The sequence below is a fragment of the Caecibacter sp. AF58-12pH5A genome, assembly GCF_027681725.1.
Taxonomy (GTDB): Bacteria; Bacillota; Negativicutes; order Veillonellales; family Megasphaeraceae; genus Megasphaera; species Megasphaera hominis.
Genome location: NZ_JAQDBC010000045.1, coordinates 1 through 16,316 on the forward strand (window position 1 = coordinate 1; position 16,316 = coordinate 16,316).

Sequence of the window (16,316 nt, forward strand, 5' to 3'; positions counted from 1 at the left end):
ATGCAAATAAAAAGAGGATGTGGACAAAATGATTTCTCATTTTGTCACATCCCCTTTTTCTTAGTACATCCCCCGCTGTTTCTGATGCTTCATAAACCAGGCATACAGCATGACGAGCAGCACCGCCGTAATGAACCAGCTGATTGGATAACCTGCCATGATCGTCGTAAAGGTCGGATACGCAGGAAATACAGTCCAAATCCAAAGGAGACGGAAACCGCAAATCCCCAAAAGAGCCAGCAAAGCCGGCGGCAAGGAGAGACCATAGCCACGCATAGAGTCAGAAATCATTTCAATGACGATATTGATGCATTGCAGGTACGTAACACACTGAAGGCGGATATGAGCCATGCGGATGACTTCCGGATTGGTACTGAAGAAGCCCAGGATGGCGTCAGCCTGCCAGTAAACAAGGAGCACCAAAAAGGTCGTCACGCTCAGGCAAAGACCCAGGCAAACCCAAAAGACACGACGGCAACGGGCGTAATTGCGGGCGCCGTAGTTTTGACTGACAAAGGTCGTCGCTGCCTGCCCATAGGCGTTGATGAAGCAATACACGTTGACTTCGATAACAAAGGCTGCTGCCGAAGCGGCCATGGCATCGGCACCGAGGCTATTAATCGCCGATTGGACGACGACGTTAGAAATACTAAAGACCATGCCCTGAATCCCTGCGGGGAGACCAATGCGCACGATCGTTGCCAAATACTGACGGCGTATATGCAGATCTCTCAGATCCAAATGGAGGACGCCTGTATTGTGCCGCAGGAAGCGAAAAAGAATACCTGAGCTCGTCACGTTGGCCAGGACCGTGGCGATAGCGACACCGGCAACGCCGCCGTCGAGAAAGATCGTAAAGGCCAAAAAATCGAGGACCAGGTTGAGACCGCTGGCTACGGCCAAGGCCATGAGCGGCGTCCGCGTATCGCCACGGCTGCGGACGATGGCCGCTTCAAAGTTGTACAAGCTAATGACGGGCAAACCGGCCAAATAAATACGCAAATACGTTTCTGCCGGTGCCATGACCTCCGAAGGAACACCTAAGATCGTCAATAGCGGCACAGCCGCCAGCTCACCAATAGTCATAAGGATAACACCCATGATCAGTGCCAGCGGGATAGCCGTATGCAACACGTCATGGGCTTTTTCCGGCTCCCGGGCGCCTAAATAGCGGGCAATGACTACATTAGAACCTAAAGAAAGCCCTAGGAACAAGGTGACAAAAAGAGAAATGACCGGCGTATTATTGCCAACGGCCGCCATAGCCTCCTTGCCGACAAACTGCCCCAGTACAGCCACATCCGCCGCATTAAACAACTGCTGCAACACGCCAGTCAAAGCCAAAGGCAAAGCAAAAATCGTCAATGTATCCCATAACGACCCGTGCAGCATATCGAGCTGCCGTGCTGCACGGGCCGGTTGTTTCTCTGTATGTGTTTCAGTCATATAATCCCCTACTTTTCTCCTATGATATACCCTGCGTGTATATTATAGTCTCTTTCAAAGCGAAAACAAGACTAAAGGTCAAAAAATCAAGAAATTCCATTTTTCAAAAAAGCATAAAAAAAACACCCTGACAAAGCACTAGTCAAGGTGTTTTTCGTAGTTAGCGGACAAATTCGCACGCCTCCCGTTGCTGATAAAGCCGCCAAAAGTCTTCCGCTACGATATGGGGATCACAGCGCCCGCCTGGCACAATAGAATCCGTGACGGTCATAGTGCCGACGTAGATGTTTTCTTTTTTGAGGGCTTCGTGCAGGGCCAGGCACATAGCCCGCAGAGCTGCTTTATCTAAGGAGAGAGGCAGGAAGTCTGCCATTGGATAGATGCCGAAGCCGCCGCCGGTAATGAGGATGGCGCCGTGTTTTTGAGAAAATTCTTCTCCCAGGACTTGTTTGATTGCATGATAGGCACCGGCTACGTCTGTACGGTAGCGGTCGACGAGGATGTCTGCCGTCATGCCTCCGGCTATAGCGGCGTCGGGGCTGGTGATGCCGACGTTATAAACGAGCACGTCGGGCATGCCGAATTTCTCTTTGACTGCTGCAAAGGCGCGGGTGACAGAGGCAAAGTCAGAGGCATCAGCCACTTCTGTCGCCACTTCAATGCCTTTTGCCGCCAGTTCCGTTGCATACCCGGCCAGATGGTCTGCGTTTCTTGCCATGAGAACAACGCGAAAATCATGGCTGCCAAATACATCTGCTACATGATTGCCGCAGCCCTTGCCAGCTCCTACAATAACGATAGTCTTTTTCATATAGTTTCCCCCAATCGATAGGCTTCTTTTGTCCTGCCTTTGCCCAGAATCTCGCCCAGGCTATGCCAATGCAAATTCCGTTCGTACGTATGATACCAGGTTTGTGCCTGTGAATACTCGCTGCCATCGGCGGTCATGAGGAGGACGCTCTCGCGGCGGAAGCCATTATAGCCCAGACATTCCAGGGACGCATATAAGCGGTCGGCAACGGTTTTCAATTTCCCTGTAATGGTCCAAAAGTACACAGGCGATGCAAAAACGACGACATCACAAGCGGCAAAGGCACGATAAATTTGGTCCATGTCGTCCTTTTGCGTACATGGGCTATTGGGGTCCGTACCTGCGTGGAGACAGCCCCGGCAGCTGTGAATGGTGAGGCCATCGAGATAAAATTCCGTCACGACATGGCCGGCTGACCGGGCGCCGTCACTAAAGGCCTGCACCAGTTCGGCTGTGCGGCCTTGTTTTCGGGCAGCTCCATTTAGAATCAATATATTCTTCCCCATCATATTCCCTCCTAGCGAATAGTATTCTGCGGTACTGTACCGAGTTTCTTAATGTCCTTGCCATCACGATCGCCATAAATAGTGAGTTTGTCCATCTCTGCCGTTAGGCGCCGGTATTCGTCAGGTGTCAGATCTACGGCAGCAGCGCCGAGGTTTTCTTTAATTCGTTCGGACCGGCGCATGCCCGGAATGGGGACGATGAAATCGCCACTGGCGAGAACCCAGGCCAAAGCCAGCTGAGCCATCGTACAGCCCTTTGTCGCGGCCACGTCGTGCATAAGCTTAAGGAGAGGCTCATTAGCCGCCATGTTTTCCGGCTGAAAGCGCGTAATGACGTTGCGCAAATCATTTTTGGCAAAGGTTTCACCGCCGTGATATTTGCCGCTCAAAAAACCGTTGCCCATAGGCGCAAAGGCGACAAAGCCAATACCTAATTCCCGGCACAAGGGCAAGACATCGGCCTCCCATTTCCGTTCCATCATAGAATACTCACTCTGAATGGCCGTAATAGGCGTAACGGCGTGAGCCTTGCGAATCTGGTCTGCCGTCGGCGAAGACTGGCCCCAGGCGCGGATCTTGCCTTCCCGGATGAGCTTGCCCATCACGTAAGCTACTGCTTCTTCCGAACCATCTTCCATCTGGTGCTCTGTATAGAGGTCGATATAATCCGTCTGCAACCGGCGCAACGAGCCTTCTATATCCTTGCGGATGCCGGCTTCGCTCAATTTCCCTTCGGGCATGTCCTGGCCCGGCAAGGGCGTAGGCCAAAACTTATCAGAAATGACCACCTGATCGCGGGGCAATTCTTTCAGCGCTTTGCCGACAAATTCTTCGTTCTTGAAATACGAGTACATCTCGGCCGTATCAAAAAAAGTACAGCCCTGATCAAAGGCTTCGTGCACCAGGCGAATACCCTCGGCTTCTGTCGGTCCGTCCCCGTAGGCATGGGTAAATCCCATGCAGCCCATGCCGATAGCCGATACAGTCAATTTCCCTAATTTTCGTTGTCTCATAGCAATGTCTCCTCTACCACCAATTAAACAAACTTTTTCCCTCATCCAAGGCTTCTAAGGCTTCCATATCTGCCGCATCAAGGGATACGCGTTGCGCCGCCAGGTTCTCTTCCATGTGCGTGGCGCTCGTGCTCTTGGGAATGACTACGATGCCTTGCTCCACGAGAAAGGCCAGAGCCACTTGGGCCACACTGGCACTGTGTTTCTTGCCGATCTCCAGTAAAACCGGATTGTGCCAAATGCCGTGACGGCCACAGGCCAAGGGCGACCAGCTTTCATGCTGCGTACCGATTTGCCCTTCTAGCCGGCGCAACCGTCCTTGTTGCCGGAAAACGTGCGTTTCCACCTGGTTCACTGCCGGAATGATGCGACAGTGATTGACCAGATCGAGATAGGCCTCTTCCAGGAAATTAGCGACGCCAATAGCGCGCACACTGCCGTCACGATAGGCATCCTCCATGGCCCTGTAGATTTCAGGAATATGGCCACTAGGCTCATGCAGAAGCAGCAAATCTATGGGGCCCAACCCCAAACGCTGCCGCGAGGCTTCAATAGAGCGGCGCGTATCATCATAGCCCCGGCAGCCCCAAAGCTTCGTTGTAACAAAAAGGTCCGCCCGGTCAAGCCCTGCTTTACGGCAGGCCCGGCCCGTTTCCTCTTCATTGCCGTAGCACTGGCCCGTATCGATAGACCGATACCCCGCCCGTAGCGCCGCAGCCACACAGGCTTCCGTCTGAGGCGGTGGAATCTGATACGTCCCATAGCCCAGAAGCGGCATAACAAGGCCGTTATTCAGCGTTACATTTGCCATTTCTCTCACCTCCGTATCTGTATTCTACGCCCAGCCGCGTTGACAGAGAATTGACTAAAATGCTAACATGGTATTAAGAATTTCTTAATGCCAGAAGAAGGAATGCCCTATGTATAATCACCTGCTTGATACGTTTATCCGCGCTGCTGACCTGGGCAGTTTCACAAAAGCCACCACCAGCCTCTACACGACAACCGTCTCCGTCATGAATCAGATCAACGCCTTAGAAAAGGAAACAGGCGTAACCCTCTTTACGCGGACGCACCACGGCGTCCGCCTGACAGAAGCCGGCGTCCACCTTTATGAAGCAGCCAAGGAAATAATGGCCCTTTCCGACCGGGCCATCGACGAAGCCCGTCACATCGAAGGTACAGCCCAAGCCACAATCCGCATCGGTACGTCCCTCCTGCGCCCTTGCCGGCGCCTCATGGATTATTGGACCGCCCACGACACTGGCACACAGCCCTTTCAAATCCAGGTGATTCCCTTTGAAGACGATCCGGCCAGCATGACCAACATGTTCAAATCCCTGGGAAAGGATATTGACTGCTTCGTCAGTCCTTGCGATTCCCGTACGTGGCAGGAAAACTACGCCATCTATCCCCTGCGCACATGCACGTGCTGCATTGCTATGTCCCGCCGCCATAGCCTGGCACAAAAAGAAAACCTTACCTGGTCCGATCTGGACGGTGAAACTCTTATGCTTCTCAAACCAGGTGAATCGCCGGCTTTGGACGCCTTGCGCCAGGAAATAGAAACGAATCACCCGGCCATCCAGCTTGTCGATCTGGAAAATTTCTACGACATAGCCGTCTTCAACGAATGCGACCAAAAAGGCTACCTTCTGGAAGTACCGGACACGTGGACCCACGTCCATCCGTCCATTGTCACGCGCCCGGTTACAAACTGGCACTACACCATGCCCTTCGGCATTGTCTATTCCCGTCACCCGTCCAGAGCCTTTGCCCAATTCCTCCACTGCCTGGATGACTACACAAAGGCCTGACACTTTCCCGAAAGGAGGACCTATCCCCATGAAGTACGCCATGCAATACGTGTACCCTGCGCTCTTCGCCCAGAAAAAAGAAGGCGGCTACGCCATCGAATTCCCTGACTTCCCCTGGCTCCATGCCAAAGGAAAAACATGGACCACAGCCTTTGCTGCAGCCGAAGAAGCCCTCAACCGCTGGCTCTGGCACGCCGAAGAAGAAGGAAAAACCCTGCCCAGACCTACGAACCCAGCTGCCCTCACACCCGCTGCAGACGCCTTCATTTCCCTCATCAAAGCCGATACCTGGGAATACCGCAAAAAGCACGACACCCGTACAATCGACCGCATGATCACCCTGCCCAAATGGCTAGACACCATGGGCCAGGAACGAGTCATCAACTACTCCATGCTCCTTCAAAGCGCCTTATTAGAAATGTTCCACCACAACCACTAAAACAGCACATACAAAAAGCCCTGCATCGGCCGATGCAGGGCTTTGCTGTGATTATAGGGCATGTATCGATGTCATTTTCCGGACGAGACCGTACAAAATAGTAAAGCCAATAAATAACATAAAATATAGCAATGCTTTGAGAAAGTGTTTTTCCTTCACTTCTTGATATGCAAGCTTAATCATTGCCAATACCAAACCAATGAGCAGACCTTTTATGATAAAAACCATAATACGTTACTGCGCCGCCTTTACAACCAGATTCTGGCCATGGGGACGTGTAGACGCCATAGCAGCTTCCAAATTATCCGGCGTTGCGTCAAGATCTGTATCTTCCTTTACAGTGACACAGAAAAGCTGCCCCGGTGTATATTCGATATTTGTTCCCTTCATAAAGAGGCCGCCAATGAAGGTAACAGCAGCTGCTACAGCAATGGCGCCACCATCACTTTTCCCGTAACCACTGACATAGCCGTTGACAGGAATCTGAATACCATTACGCGTTTCTACATACGGAATATTAATTTCTAATTTTCCGGATGAGCCAAAGAGGCCATTGCCATGCGCCTTAAGCACCCGTCCAATAACTTCCTGTCCCTTGGGAATGACAATAACATCATTGATCATCAGGTTATCAGCTGTTTTCAAACGGAAATTTGCTCCCGATTTAACGCGTTTCGAATGCAGTGGATCCTGAAGGACGAGCATGATTTGGGTATCCTTAGGTACATAAAGATCACCCCGCTTTACACCTTTAACAGTACCGGCATCCTGATTGAGAATTTCTGCGACACGGGACTTAAAGCCAGCGCCATCTGCATTATTCCCTTCCTGATCAGAATTTTCTGTCGGCATACTTTCCGTGATAATCGCAATCGACGTATCATGTGGTGCCGCCTGAACCACTGCCGTACCACTAATACTAGCCGCCAACAACATGGCTGCCATAATACTTGTTACTGTTTTCTTCTTCAAGGAAACCGCCTCCGTATAATTAGATATGGCTAATTATATCATTACTGATATCTCTTAAATCAAGGCGTTTTCCTATATTTATCATTTTATTAATAAGTTGTTCTGTATAAAAAGAGTAGTATAATTAATAAATAGATTATAAACAGACATACAGACGTGTGTCTTGTGAATTATAAATAAACGAGAAAAGCACCGCATAATGACCGCTTATTCAGATTTCCATTCTCATCCCTTCAACAAAACAAGCTAAAACCCATTGTTTTTGTCCTTGTCATAAAGACAAAAATATCCCTTCACATAAAAACAAGGCCCCCGCAAAACACGGTGACCTCGTTTCTTCTACTTCGCCAAAAAATCCAATACTACGTCGTTGAAATGATCCGGATCCTGCAGGAAATGGATATGACCGCCGTTAAAAGCAGCGACCTCTGAGCCCTTAATATGGGACTGAAGCCATTCCTCTGTCTTCGGCATTTTAGACGAGCGGCACGTGCCATACGTCAAAAGGCAGGGTACCGTGATCTTTTCCATGACATCCCGGTAATCACTCATGAGCATAGCCAGCCACATGTTGACCATGACGTGCACCGTATTGCGCTTGACCATGTCGAGGACCCAGGGAATCTCTTCCTGCGCCGGGCCGCGGAAAAAGATAGCCGGTGCAAATTTCTCAGCCACAGCATGCCAATCAACAGCAATGTCGTTCAGAAAGGCCAGGCCGGCCCTGCGGGTATACGCCGGATACATAGTATATTCCCAATGGTCCTCCGCATCGGCAACGACCTTCGGTGTCATATCGATGAGCACGAGCTTGGCAATATTGTCACAGCCATATTGGGAAATATAATCCCAGACAATCTGCACGCCCATAGACCAAGCCACGAGAATCACCTTCTTCACGGCCAAATAGTCGAGCAGCTCATGCAAATCCTTGGCAAAGCGGGACAAATACAGACCTGTCTCAGGCCGGTCCGAATCACCATGACCGCGCAAATCGTACGACACGACCTGGTATGTTTCGGCAAACGCAGGAATCTGCTTCTTAAAAAAATGGCGGTTGACGCTCCAGCCATGAATAAACACGACAGGCTGGCCCTGACCACGCACTTCATAATACAAACGGCAATTATCGTCTGTAGCAAAATAAGGCATAGAACACGCTCCTTTCCAAAAAACTATACCTGTAATGTGACTAGTTTAGGCTATGCAAATCCAGCGAATCCAGATTATGGCGCTGCAGTAATTCCATAAAGTTTTTGACACCTTCGTCGCCCAGATCAGCCGCTTCCTGCACGTAGCGCATGCCTTCCTTTTCATCCTTTTTTACATTGTTGCCCAAGAAAAGGGAAACGCCATACATGCCCATGGCCATGACACAGCCTCCATCGGCCGCTTCCTTTAAGAGCATCATCGCTTTTTTTCCATCAGGCTGCACATAGGAAGCATAGGGCGAACCGGGGCCTCCCATATACGTGACAGCTGCAGGCAGGCATCGGGGTCGTGCGCCGCCACTGCTTTTTGCAGCCAGTAGAAGGCTTGATCTTTGTCGACAGGCGTGCCTTGTCCTGCACAATACATATCAGCCAGACTGAGCATGGCCCGGATCTCGCCGGCTTCTGCTGCCGTACGCAAATAGCCAAAGGCCTTTTTTGATACTTCTTCATAGAGCTCATCGTCAGGTTCGGCCATAGAGACAATCAGTAACCCCAGCTCCAGCATAGCCGGCACATACCCTTTTTCTGCTGCCTCTTCCCAGCACAGGAAGCCAAGCCGATCGTCCAGGCCCAACTCATCGTTCGCATGCGATTGAACCACTTTTCCCAAGAGATACAGCGACTGGGCATCATGCGCACGAAACAGCTCCATACAAGCCTCTTCATCACAATAAGGCCCTATATCTACGGGATCATGGAAAACAAAAAACGCATCCTCCATGAGTTCCCGGCCCTCTTCGTTGCCGGCCAGAGCGGCTTCCTTGGCCCAGCGGACAAAAGACGTAAAGCTGGGCTTTGTACCGTAGCCCTCACGATAGGCCTGGCACAAAAGAAGCATCGCCGGAGAATAGTCCTTTTCTGCCGCTAACCTATAGAGACCGACGACCTGTTCGGCATTGGCCGGATCCCTGTATTTCAAATACTTGGCCAGAGCCACGATCCCCCGCGGGTCTCCTGTAGAAGCACCTTTTTCAAAATATTGCCGTGCCAGCCCGCTATCAGCAGAAACGCCATAGCCACCTGTCTCATAAATGCTGCCAATAGTAGACGCAGCCAAGATATCGCCCGCCTCCAGCGCCCGGCCAAACCACTGCAGGCCTTCGGCATAATCCGGTCCTGACAGGAAATTTCCCTCACAGCACAATTGCCCCATTACATGAATCGCGTGTAAATCGCCTGTTTCTGCTGCCTCTGTAAAAAGCTTCTTGGCCCGGCGGCGGTTCTTGCGGATGCCCAAACCATCCAAATACATGCCGGCCAAGCCGATCTTGGCATAAACATTACCGGCAGCGGCACCCCTCTCATACCATTCCTGGGCCCTGGAAAACTGCTTTTGCTCAATATAAAACTCCCCTAAAAGCCCCATGGCCACATCATCACCCGCCATGGCAGCCTGACGCAAAAGAGTCGCAGCCTTTTTCAGATCTGAACCCTCATCCCAATAATGCATCCCTAAATCGACCATGGCCTCCGTATCGCCCTTGGCAACACGCTGTTTGAGCTCCTCAAGCTCCGTCTCGGTCAACACCGGTTCTGTTACATCAGACTTTTGCATAATAGCATAACTCCTTCTGCTCTCATATCTCGTATATATTATATACATTCGTTATCCCCATTGTAGCGGGTAAGACAAGCCCGCGTCAACCAAAACGTCCCGTACGCAGAGGAAAAAGAATTCGCCTGGGAAAACAAAAATGTTGTCTTTCCCACAACAGCCTGTATAATAGAGTAAAAAAAATAAGGAGGAAACCATGAACATACAAATCTTCGGTACCAAAAAATGCTTCGACACAAAAAAAGCCATCCGCTACTTCAAAGAACGCGGCATCAAAGCCCAATTCATCGACCTCAAAGAAAAAGGCCTCAGCAAAGGCGAACTCACCAGCATCAAACAAGCCGTAGGCGGCCTGGACAACCTCATCGACACAAACACAAAAGACAAAGACACCTTGCCTTGCTCCAATACATCGTCCCAGAAAACAAAGAAGAAAAACTCCTAGAAAACCAACACATCCTAAAAACACCCATAGTCCGCAACGGCAAAAAAGCCACCATAGGCTACGCCCCAGACACCTGGAAAACCTGGGAATAAACGCTTTCTCCGAGACCGGAGAAAGTCCCGCGAAGCGGGGATAGAGGTTGAATATAAACAATAGGTTGAATCCAATACAACCAGTAGCCCTAACGGTGATACCATAAAGCTCAATAACCGGGGATAGAGGTTGATTTCACAAAAAAATCACTAAAACAAACCTAAAATATACCAACAAAGTAAAAGCCCCAGACGACACACAGCATCCGGGGCTCTTACTGTCTATATCAAAAACATCACGCCCAGTCAAGTCGAAATCCTATAGCTGCTAAATCTAAAAAAGCAAGGAATTAATTTTAAATAACCATTAAATTTAAAGTATACGAAGCGATAGCTTTCCCCAAGACTGGGGAAAGTACGGCGAAGCCGGGATAGAGGCTGAATACAGAACCAAAGAGGCGAAATTAGTAGCCCTAACGTTGATACCATAAAGCTCAATAACCATGGATAGAGGCTGATTCCACAACACACCACTCACACATACTTCGGCGTCCAAATCGTCCGCATCACAGCAGCATGGGCATCCTTTTCTTCCGTCGTTGCCAAGCCTTGTTTTATAGCACACTCCGCCACCGCTTCCGCTACGGCCTGCGTAAAGTTACGCAGATGAGCAACAGGAGGAATGACAGCCGGCCCTTCTTGCTCTACATCAACGAAGCCCACCAAAGCATGGGCTGCAGCAGAAATCATCTCTTCAGAAACCTGCGTCGCCCCAGCGGCAATACTCCCCAGACCCAAGCCCGGATAAATGAGAGCATTATTGGCCTGGCCAATATGATACGTTGTCCCTTCATACGTAACAGGTTCCACAGGAATCCCCGTTGCAATAAGAGCCTTCCCTTGAGACCAGCGCAACAGGTCAGCAGCTTTAGCTTCAGCTAATTCCGTCGGATTGCTCAACGGGAAAATGATCGGGCGTTCGCACCAGGACAACATGACTTTCACAATATCCTCCGTAAACGTCCCCGGCGTCGTCGACGTACCGACAAGAATCGTAGGCCTAACAGCCTTTACCGCATCGACAAGCGTCGCCGTAGGCTGACCGGCAAACTCACTCCTCTTTCTAGCAAAAGGCCGCTGTTCCGGCGTAAGATCCGTCATATCGTCAAAAAGAAGGCCCTGCTTATCGACAAGATAAAAATGACTCTTCGCCTCCGCTTCCGAAAGACCTTGCCGCATCATTTCCCGGCAAATCTGGCCCGTAATCCCTGCACCGGCAGTACCGGCACCAAAACACATGTAGCGCTGATCCGTCAACTTTTGGCCACTAATCTTCATCGCCCCTAAAAGCCCTGCCAACGTAATAATCCCTGTGCCCTGGCAATCATCGTTGAACACGGCAAACTCATGACGATACCGTTCCAAAATAGCCGCCGCATGCTCCCGGCCAAAATCCTCAAAATGCAAATACACCTGAGGAAAGAGCCCTTCAATCGTCTGCACAACATGATCCACAAAAGCATCATAAGCCGCACCACGCACACGACCATGACGGGCCCCTAAATACTGCGAATCCTCCAAAAGCTCTTTCCGGTCCGTACCACAATCAAGAACCACCGGCAAAACAACAGACGGATCAATACCGGCAGCATTATAAACCATGAGCTTGCCCACAGAAATATCTACACCATTCACACCCCAGTCGCCAATCCCCAAAATCGCCTCAGCATCAGTGACAACAATCAGCTTAATAGTACGATCCTCCGCAGCCCGGCGCAACGTCCCTTCAACATCCTCCGGACGATCAAGAGAAAGAAACGCCGCCCGCTGAGGACTAACATAATTATCGCTATACGACTCAATACTTTCAGCAATAACCGGATCATACACAATAGGCATCCACTCTTCCAAATGATCCTTGAAAGTATAAAAGAACAGAGTCCTATTTTCATTAAAAACATCCATCAAATACTGCCGCTTCTCCAGCCCGCCCTGCTTCCTGGAAAACGTATCATACACACGCACCGCCTGCTGCTCAATCGACTCAACCACAGGAGGCAACAACCCCATAAGCCCCGCATCCAACCGTTCCTCCAAAGAAAAAGCAGTCCCCTTATTCAAAAACGGATCCCCTAACAATGCATAACCAGTCTTCTTCATATAAACCACCCTTTCAATACATTTTCTTAATCATAGCACTATGAATATTAGATGACAATTATTATTTATTATTTTTCAATCAAATTAACTATATGTAAAAGGCTTTATCCGAAACTGGAGAAAGCCTACGACTTCCAAATCTTAAAAATCAAAGTATAAATCCGAAATAATCATTAATTTTAAACTATATAAAGCAATGGCTTTCCCCAAGACTGGGGAAAGTACGGCGAAGCCGGGATAGAGGTTGAATACACAAGATGCATTGGATTGAATCAGATACAATTAGTAGACCTAAAAATGCACCGCAGAAGGCTTTCTCCGAGACCGGAGAAAGTCCCGGGAGCGAAGCGTAACCGGGGATAGAGATTGATTTCACAAAAAGATCACTAAAATATACCAACAAAGTAAAAGCCCCAGACGACACACAGCATCCGGGGCTTTTACTATCCATATAAAAACATCATATTTTAACGAACCGCACTGCGTCTTGCACCTATGAGTCAAAAGTCCATACTTTACAAAATTAAAAAATACAGCTCTAATTTAAAAGAAACAGTAATTTTAAAGTATATAAAGCAATGGCTTTCCCCAAGACTGGGGAAAGTACGGCGAAGCCGGGATAGAGGCTGAATATACAGAAATGAACCCCTTCAGACCCAGTCGCTCCGCGACTGGCCCAGCTCCCCCATAGGTGGCGCCTTTTCTAAAACGCCCGGCTAATAGTCGCACTATACGTCACGCCTCTTTGCTTCCCGGCCCAGCCGGTGAGCTTCACATCAGCGCCCCAGGGCTCTTCTTTCGTAATCTTACTCTGCCAGCCCAGTTCCAAGAACCCACTGGAGCCATGGACGCTCGGGTTGGGCGTATCAAAGACCTGATATTGGGCCCTGGCTTCGCCGTCGAATTCATAGTCCCAGCCGAGGCCTGCGTAATAGGAGCGGCTGTCGCTCTGGTGCTTTGTCCAGCGCAGGCCCAGACGCGTGCGGTACGAATTGACGTCATCAAAATGGTAACGGCTGTCGCCGAGTTCGCTGTGGACGAGGACGGAGTCACTGCCCAAATGGGTCCAGAAGAATTTCCCGTACCAGTCGAGATCCTTATCGCCGTAAGTTTTCACCTTGCCCACGCCTACATGAGCGGCAATATACGGTGACGTCGTGTCGTATGTGGCGGCGTATTTCCCAATGATACCGCGGAAATCACCGTCTAAACGGCCGGCACGAACCATGCCTTCGTAATGAAGCCCGCTCTTTTTATCCCTGCGGACGAGAATGCCTGCACCAATATAGCGCTGATTCCCGTCAGCCCGAGCGCCGTCATCCAAGTGCGCCGTGTAGTTGCCATTGCCATATTCAAGGAACGGCATAACCGTATCGGCATAGTCGTCATGGAAAGAGCGGCGGACGAAGCCCAGTTCACTATTAAAGCCCATATCGTCTACATAGGAACCCGTTTCATAGCGCAAATCGTGACCGCCGAGGACGACGTAAGGCGTAAATTTCTTGCTAATAGAATGGTCCTCATCCCAAGCCGCAACGGCACTGGCAAAGCCATTGCTGGCCGCCAGGTCCGACGCATTGACCAAATTGTTAATCGCGGCTTCGCGCTGTTCCGGAATGAGCTTCGTATCGGGATTGATGACCGATTTGTTTTCCGGAATATAGAGAACAATCGTATTGGCATCTTGCTTCTTAATATCGACAGTGTGTGTCACAAAACCGGCATCAGTAACGCTGTTTTTGCCGCTCATCATGCTGTACGTGGCGCCATCGGAAGCGATCCCCTTACCATCATAGATGACCTTGATCACTTGTCCCGGAGAAAGCTGCGTCCGTTCTTCTACGCCAGCCGTAATGGCCGCACCAGTCACATCGGCCGTATCCGTTACCGTAACCAGCGTATCGCCGCCTTTAGCCGTTTCCGGTACGTAAAAATTAAGGTTCTGGAAATAGTCCAGGTTTTTGACCGTATTTCCCTGCGTATAAACATTGAGGGTATTACCAGTACTCTTCGTCTTATCCGTCGTATAGCCGCCGTAAAGGCTCAGCATAGACCCCAAAGTACCACCGGTAATATTTACAGTATTATCCGCAGCCGCGCCGTTTTCCGCAAAGCCCCCGGCAATAGCATTGTCATCGGCTTCGCCCGTACCGGCCGTTTCTGTGCCGATGGTACCGCCGGCAATGGTCACCGTATTGCCCGTCGCAGCGGACATAGCCGAATGACCGCCGAGAACGCTGTTCTTGATCGTACCGCCATTGACCGTCACCGCGTTGCCCACAGCTTTGCCGCTTAAGGTCACTTCATTCCCTTCCTCATCAAAGGTATTGATTATAGCAGCTTCGCCACCGACGACTGTACCAATACTGCTGGTACCGTTCACCGTTACCTGATTTTTTTCGGCATCCTTAGGCTGTTCAGGAAACATCTCCCAGCCAACCATATCGCCGGTCTGGCCGCCGACAGCCTCCGTTTCAACGCTGCTGTCCGTAATCGTGACGCTATTTCCCTTCGCCGTCCCCATCTGCCCCAGGCCACCATACACGCTCTGGGCCTGCGACCCCTTAGCAAGAATCACCTGGTTATCATCGGCAGCACGGCCATTGACAGACAGGCCCCCGAAAACCAGGCCGGCTGTACTATCTTTCGTATTGCCCATCGTATCCTTCACCTGAGACGAAGAAAGCTCTACTTTATTGCCAGACGTACTGCCCATCATAGAATAACCGCCGCTGACAGAGGAAACGGTACAGTCTTCGATGGAAGCACTGTTTCCTTCGACCTTGCCCCAAAAACTATACCCGGCATACACACCGGAAGAAAAAGTCGAACCGACCAAAGGAGCCACGTGGACACCTTGCAAATGAACCTGATTATTCAGCGAGCCGTATGTAGGATCATCCCCATCAGGCTGCTCTGTCAAATCATCCGGGTGTGCCCAAGAAGTTCCGCCAACAATCGACTGGAACGTGCCGCTGCCCGTATCGGTCACATCCACAATATTTCCTTCAGCCGTGCCATTAATAGCAGAACCACCAGTGAGAATTAACTGCGTATCGCCCGCCGTAGCAAGAGAAACAGTCACCTCATTCCCCTTCGCACTGGCATCAGACAAACCGCCGAAAATCGCCAGGTGCTTGCTCTTAATGACCGTATCACTCACGCGGACCACATTCTGATTCGTATCGCCATCAGAAGAAACACCACCGGCAATCAAATCCGAACCAATCTTCTCCGACGTAGGATGAACCTCAGCCTTCTCATACTCACTCTGCCCGGCTCCGCCAATAACAGCCCCCTGAATCGTCACGCGGTTCCCATTCGCATTCTTAGCCGCAGCCTCACCACCAACAACCTTCTGCTGCACAACAGCCCCATTGTTGATCGTCACACCATTCCCATTAGCACTACCACCCGTCACCGTATACGACCCATACGAAGCCTCATACGAACCAGACTTGCCGCCCCACACATTACCGGCAGAACCATCAGAAACCGACACAACATTGCTATCCGCACTATCAGCCTCACTGTGCCCGCCATAGACAGACCCATTCACAGAACTATCCACAACCGTCAACGAATTCCCGCTGCCAGACTGCGTATACGCACTCCCAGAAAGCTCAGCAAACTCCGACGCATCCACAGACTCCATCGCACCACCAGTCAGCCCCACACTAACCGAAGCATACACAGGCATCACAGAAACACCCGCACCAAGCAAACCAGAAACAACCAACGTCGTTAAAAGCCTCTCACGTCTATTCATTTTTTCTCCTCCAAACAATAAAACCGTACCCTGGCCACCATAAAAACAGTCCCACCTGCTTCTATCCCCACAGCTCAGAGGGAGTGTAAAATAGTTTGTGTAAATCGGTATTGCATGAATCTACTTTATGCCCCATA

15 protein-coding genes are annotated in these 16,316 nt (G+C 50.4%); 4 read left to right on the forward strand and 11 right to left on the reverse strand.

The window, feature by feature from the left end; all coding sequences use genetic code 11:
• Positions 1 to 60 precede the first annotated feature (60 nt).
• The 5 genes from PGX44_RS12650 to PGX44_RS12670 form a co-directional block, all read right to left on the reverse strand.
• Complete coding sequence (locus tag PGX44_RS12650; protein ID WP_498855643.1) at positions 61 to 1,446, reverse strand: MATE family efflux transporter; 1,386 nt, start codon at positions 1,444 to 1,446, stop codon at positions 61 to 63.
• A 160-nt stretch (positions 1,447 to 1,606) separates the two neighbouring features.
• The gene (locus tag PGX44_RS12655; RefSeq protein WP_498855644.1) at positions 1,607 to 2,257 is read right to left on the reverse strand and encodes an SDR family NAD(P)-dependent oxidoreductase; all 651 of its coding nucleotides are present in this window, start codon (positions 2,255 to 2,257) and stop codon (positions 1,607 to 1,609) included.
• Entirely contained in the window at positions 2,254 to 2,766 is a 513-nt protein-coding gene (locus PGX44_RS12660; RefSeq protein WP_498855645.1) for a flavodoxin family protein, read from the reverse strand. The genes PGX44_RS12655 and PGX44_RS12660 overlap by 4 nt, the downstream gene beginning before the upstream one ends.
• A gap of 8 nt (positions 2,767 to 2,774) precedes the next feature.
• The gene (locus tag PGX44_RS12665) at positions 2,775 to 3,776 is read right to left on the reverse strand and encodes an aldo/keto reductase (RefSeq protein ID WP_498855646.1); all 1,002 of its coding nucleotides are present in this window, start codon (positions 3,774 to 3,776) and stop codon (positions 2,775 to 2,777) included.
• A 13-nt stretch (positions 3,777 to 3,789) separates the two neighbouring features.
• Entirely contained in the window at positions 3,790 to 4,587 is a 798-nt protein-coding gene (locus PGX44_RS12670; protein WP_498855647.1) for an aldo/keto reductase, read from the reverse strand.
• Positions 4,588 to 4,696: 109 nt separating this feature from the next.
• Here PGX44_RS12670 and PGX44_RS12675 point away from each other — a divergent pair, with 109 nt between their 5' ends.
• The gene (locus tag PGX44_RS12675; protein WP_498855648.1) at positions 4,697 to 5,593 is read left to right on the forward strand and encodes a LysR family transcriptional regulator; all 897 of its coding nucleotides are present in this window, start codon (positions 4,697 to 4,699) and stop codon (positions 5,591 to 5,593) included.
• A 28-nt stretch (positions 5,594 to 5,621) separates the two neighbouring features.
• Positions 5,622 to 6,032 (forward strand): type II toxin-antitoxin system HicB family antitoxin, encoded by a 411-nt coding sequence (locus PGX44_RS12680; protein WP_498855649.1) that lies wholly within the window; start codon positions 5,622 to 5,624, stop codon positions 6,030 to 6,032.
• A 234-nt stretch (positions 6,033 to 6,266) separates the two neighbouring features.
• Here the strand turns inward: PGX44_RS12680 and PGX44_RS12685 are convergent, their stop codons facing one another.
• The 4 genes from PGX44_RS12685 to PGX44_RS12700 form a co-directional block, all read right to left on the reverse strand.
• Positions 6,267 to 7,004 (reverse strand): hypothetical protein, encoded by a 738-nt coding sequence (locus tag PGX44_RS12685; protein ID WP_498855650.1) that lies wholly within the window; start codon positions 7,002 to 7,004, stop codon positions 6,267 to 6,269.
• 339 nt (positions 7,005 to 7,343) lie between these two features.
• The gene (locus tag PGX44_RS12690; RefSeq protein ID WP_498855651.1) at positions 7,344 to 8,156 is read right to left on the reverse strand and encodes an alpha/beta fold hydrolase; all 813 of its coding nucleotides are present in this window, start codon (positions 8,154 to 8,156) and stop codon (positions 7,344 to 7,346) included.
• Positions 8,157 to 8,196: 40 nt separating this feature from the next.
• On the reverse strand, positions 8,197 to 8,415 hold the full coding sequence (locus PGX44_RS12695; protein WP_498855652.1) for a hypothetical protein: 219 nt from the start codon (positions 8,413 to 8,415) through the stop codon (positions 8,197 to 8,199).
• A complete protein-coding gene (locus PGX44_RS12700; protein ID WP_498855653.1) occupies positions 8,412 to 9,773 on the reverse strand; it encodes a tetratricopeptide repeat protein in 1,362 nt (453 codons plus the stop codon). Before PGX44_RS12700 ends, PGX44_RS12695 begins: the two co-directional genes overlap by 4 nt.
• Positions 9,774 to 9,969: 196 nt before the next feature.
• Here PGX44_RS12700 and PGX44_RS12705 point away from each other — a divergent pair, with 196 nt between their 5' ends.
• Positions 9,970 to 10,218, forward strand: coding sequence for an arsenate reductase family protein (locus PGX44_RS12705; RefSeq protein WP_498855654.1), 249 nt, complete (start codon positions 9,970 to 9,972; stop codon positions 10,216 to 10,218).
• Positions 10,173 to 10,310 carry an arsenate reductase family protein gene (locus PGX44_RS12710; RefSeq protein WP_498855655.1) on the forward strand — a complete coding sequence of 46 codons (138 nt, stop codon included), beginning with the start codon at positions 10,173 to 10,175 and terminating at the stop codon, positions 10,308 to 10,310. The genes PGX44_RS12705 and PGX44_RS12710 overlap by 46 nt, the downstream gene beginning before the upstream one ends.
• A gap of 474 nt (positions 10,311 to 10,784) precedes the next feature.
• Here the strand turns inward: PGX44_RS12710 and PGX44_RS12715 are convergent, their stop codons facing one another.
• Both PGX44_RS12715 and PGX44_RS12720 read right to left on the reverse strand, forming a co-directional pair.
• Entirely contained in the window at positions 10,785 to 12,419 is a 1,635-nt protein-coding gene (locus PGX44_RS12715) for a malolactic enzyme (RefSeq protein ID WP_498855656.1), read from the reverse strand.
• 694 nt (positions 12,420 to 13,113) lie between these two features.
• Entirely contained in the window at positions 13,114 to 16,179 is a 3,066-nt protein-coding gene (locus PGX44_RS12720) for an autotransporter outer membrane beta-barrel domain-containing protein (protein ID WP_498855657.1), read from the reverse strand.
• Between the last annotated feature and the right edge of the window lie 137 nt (positions 16,180 to 16,316).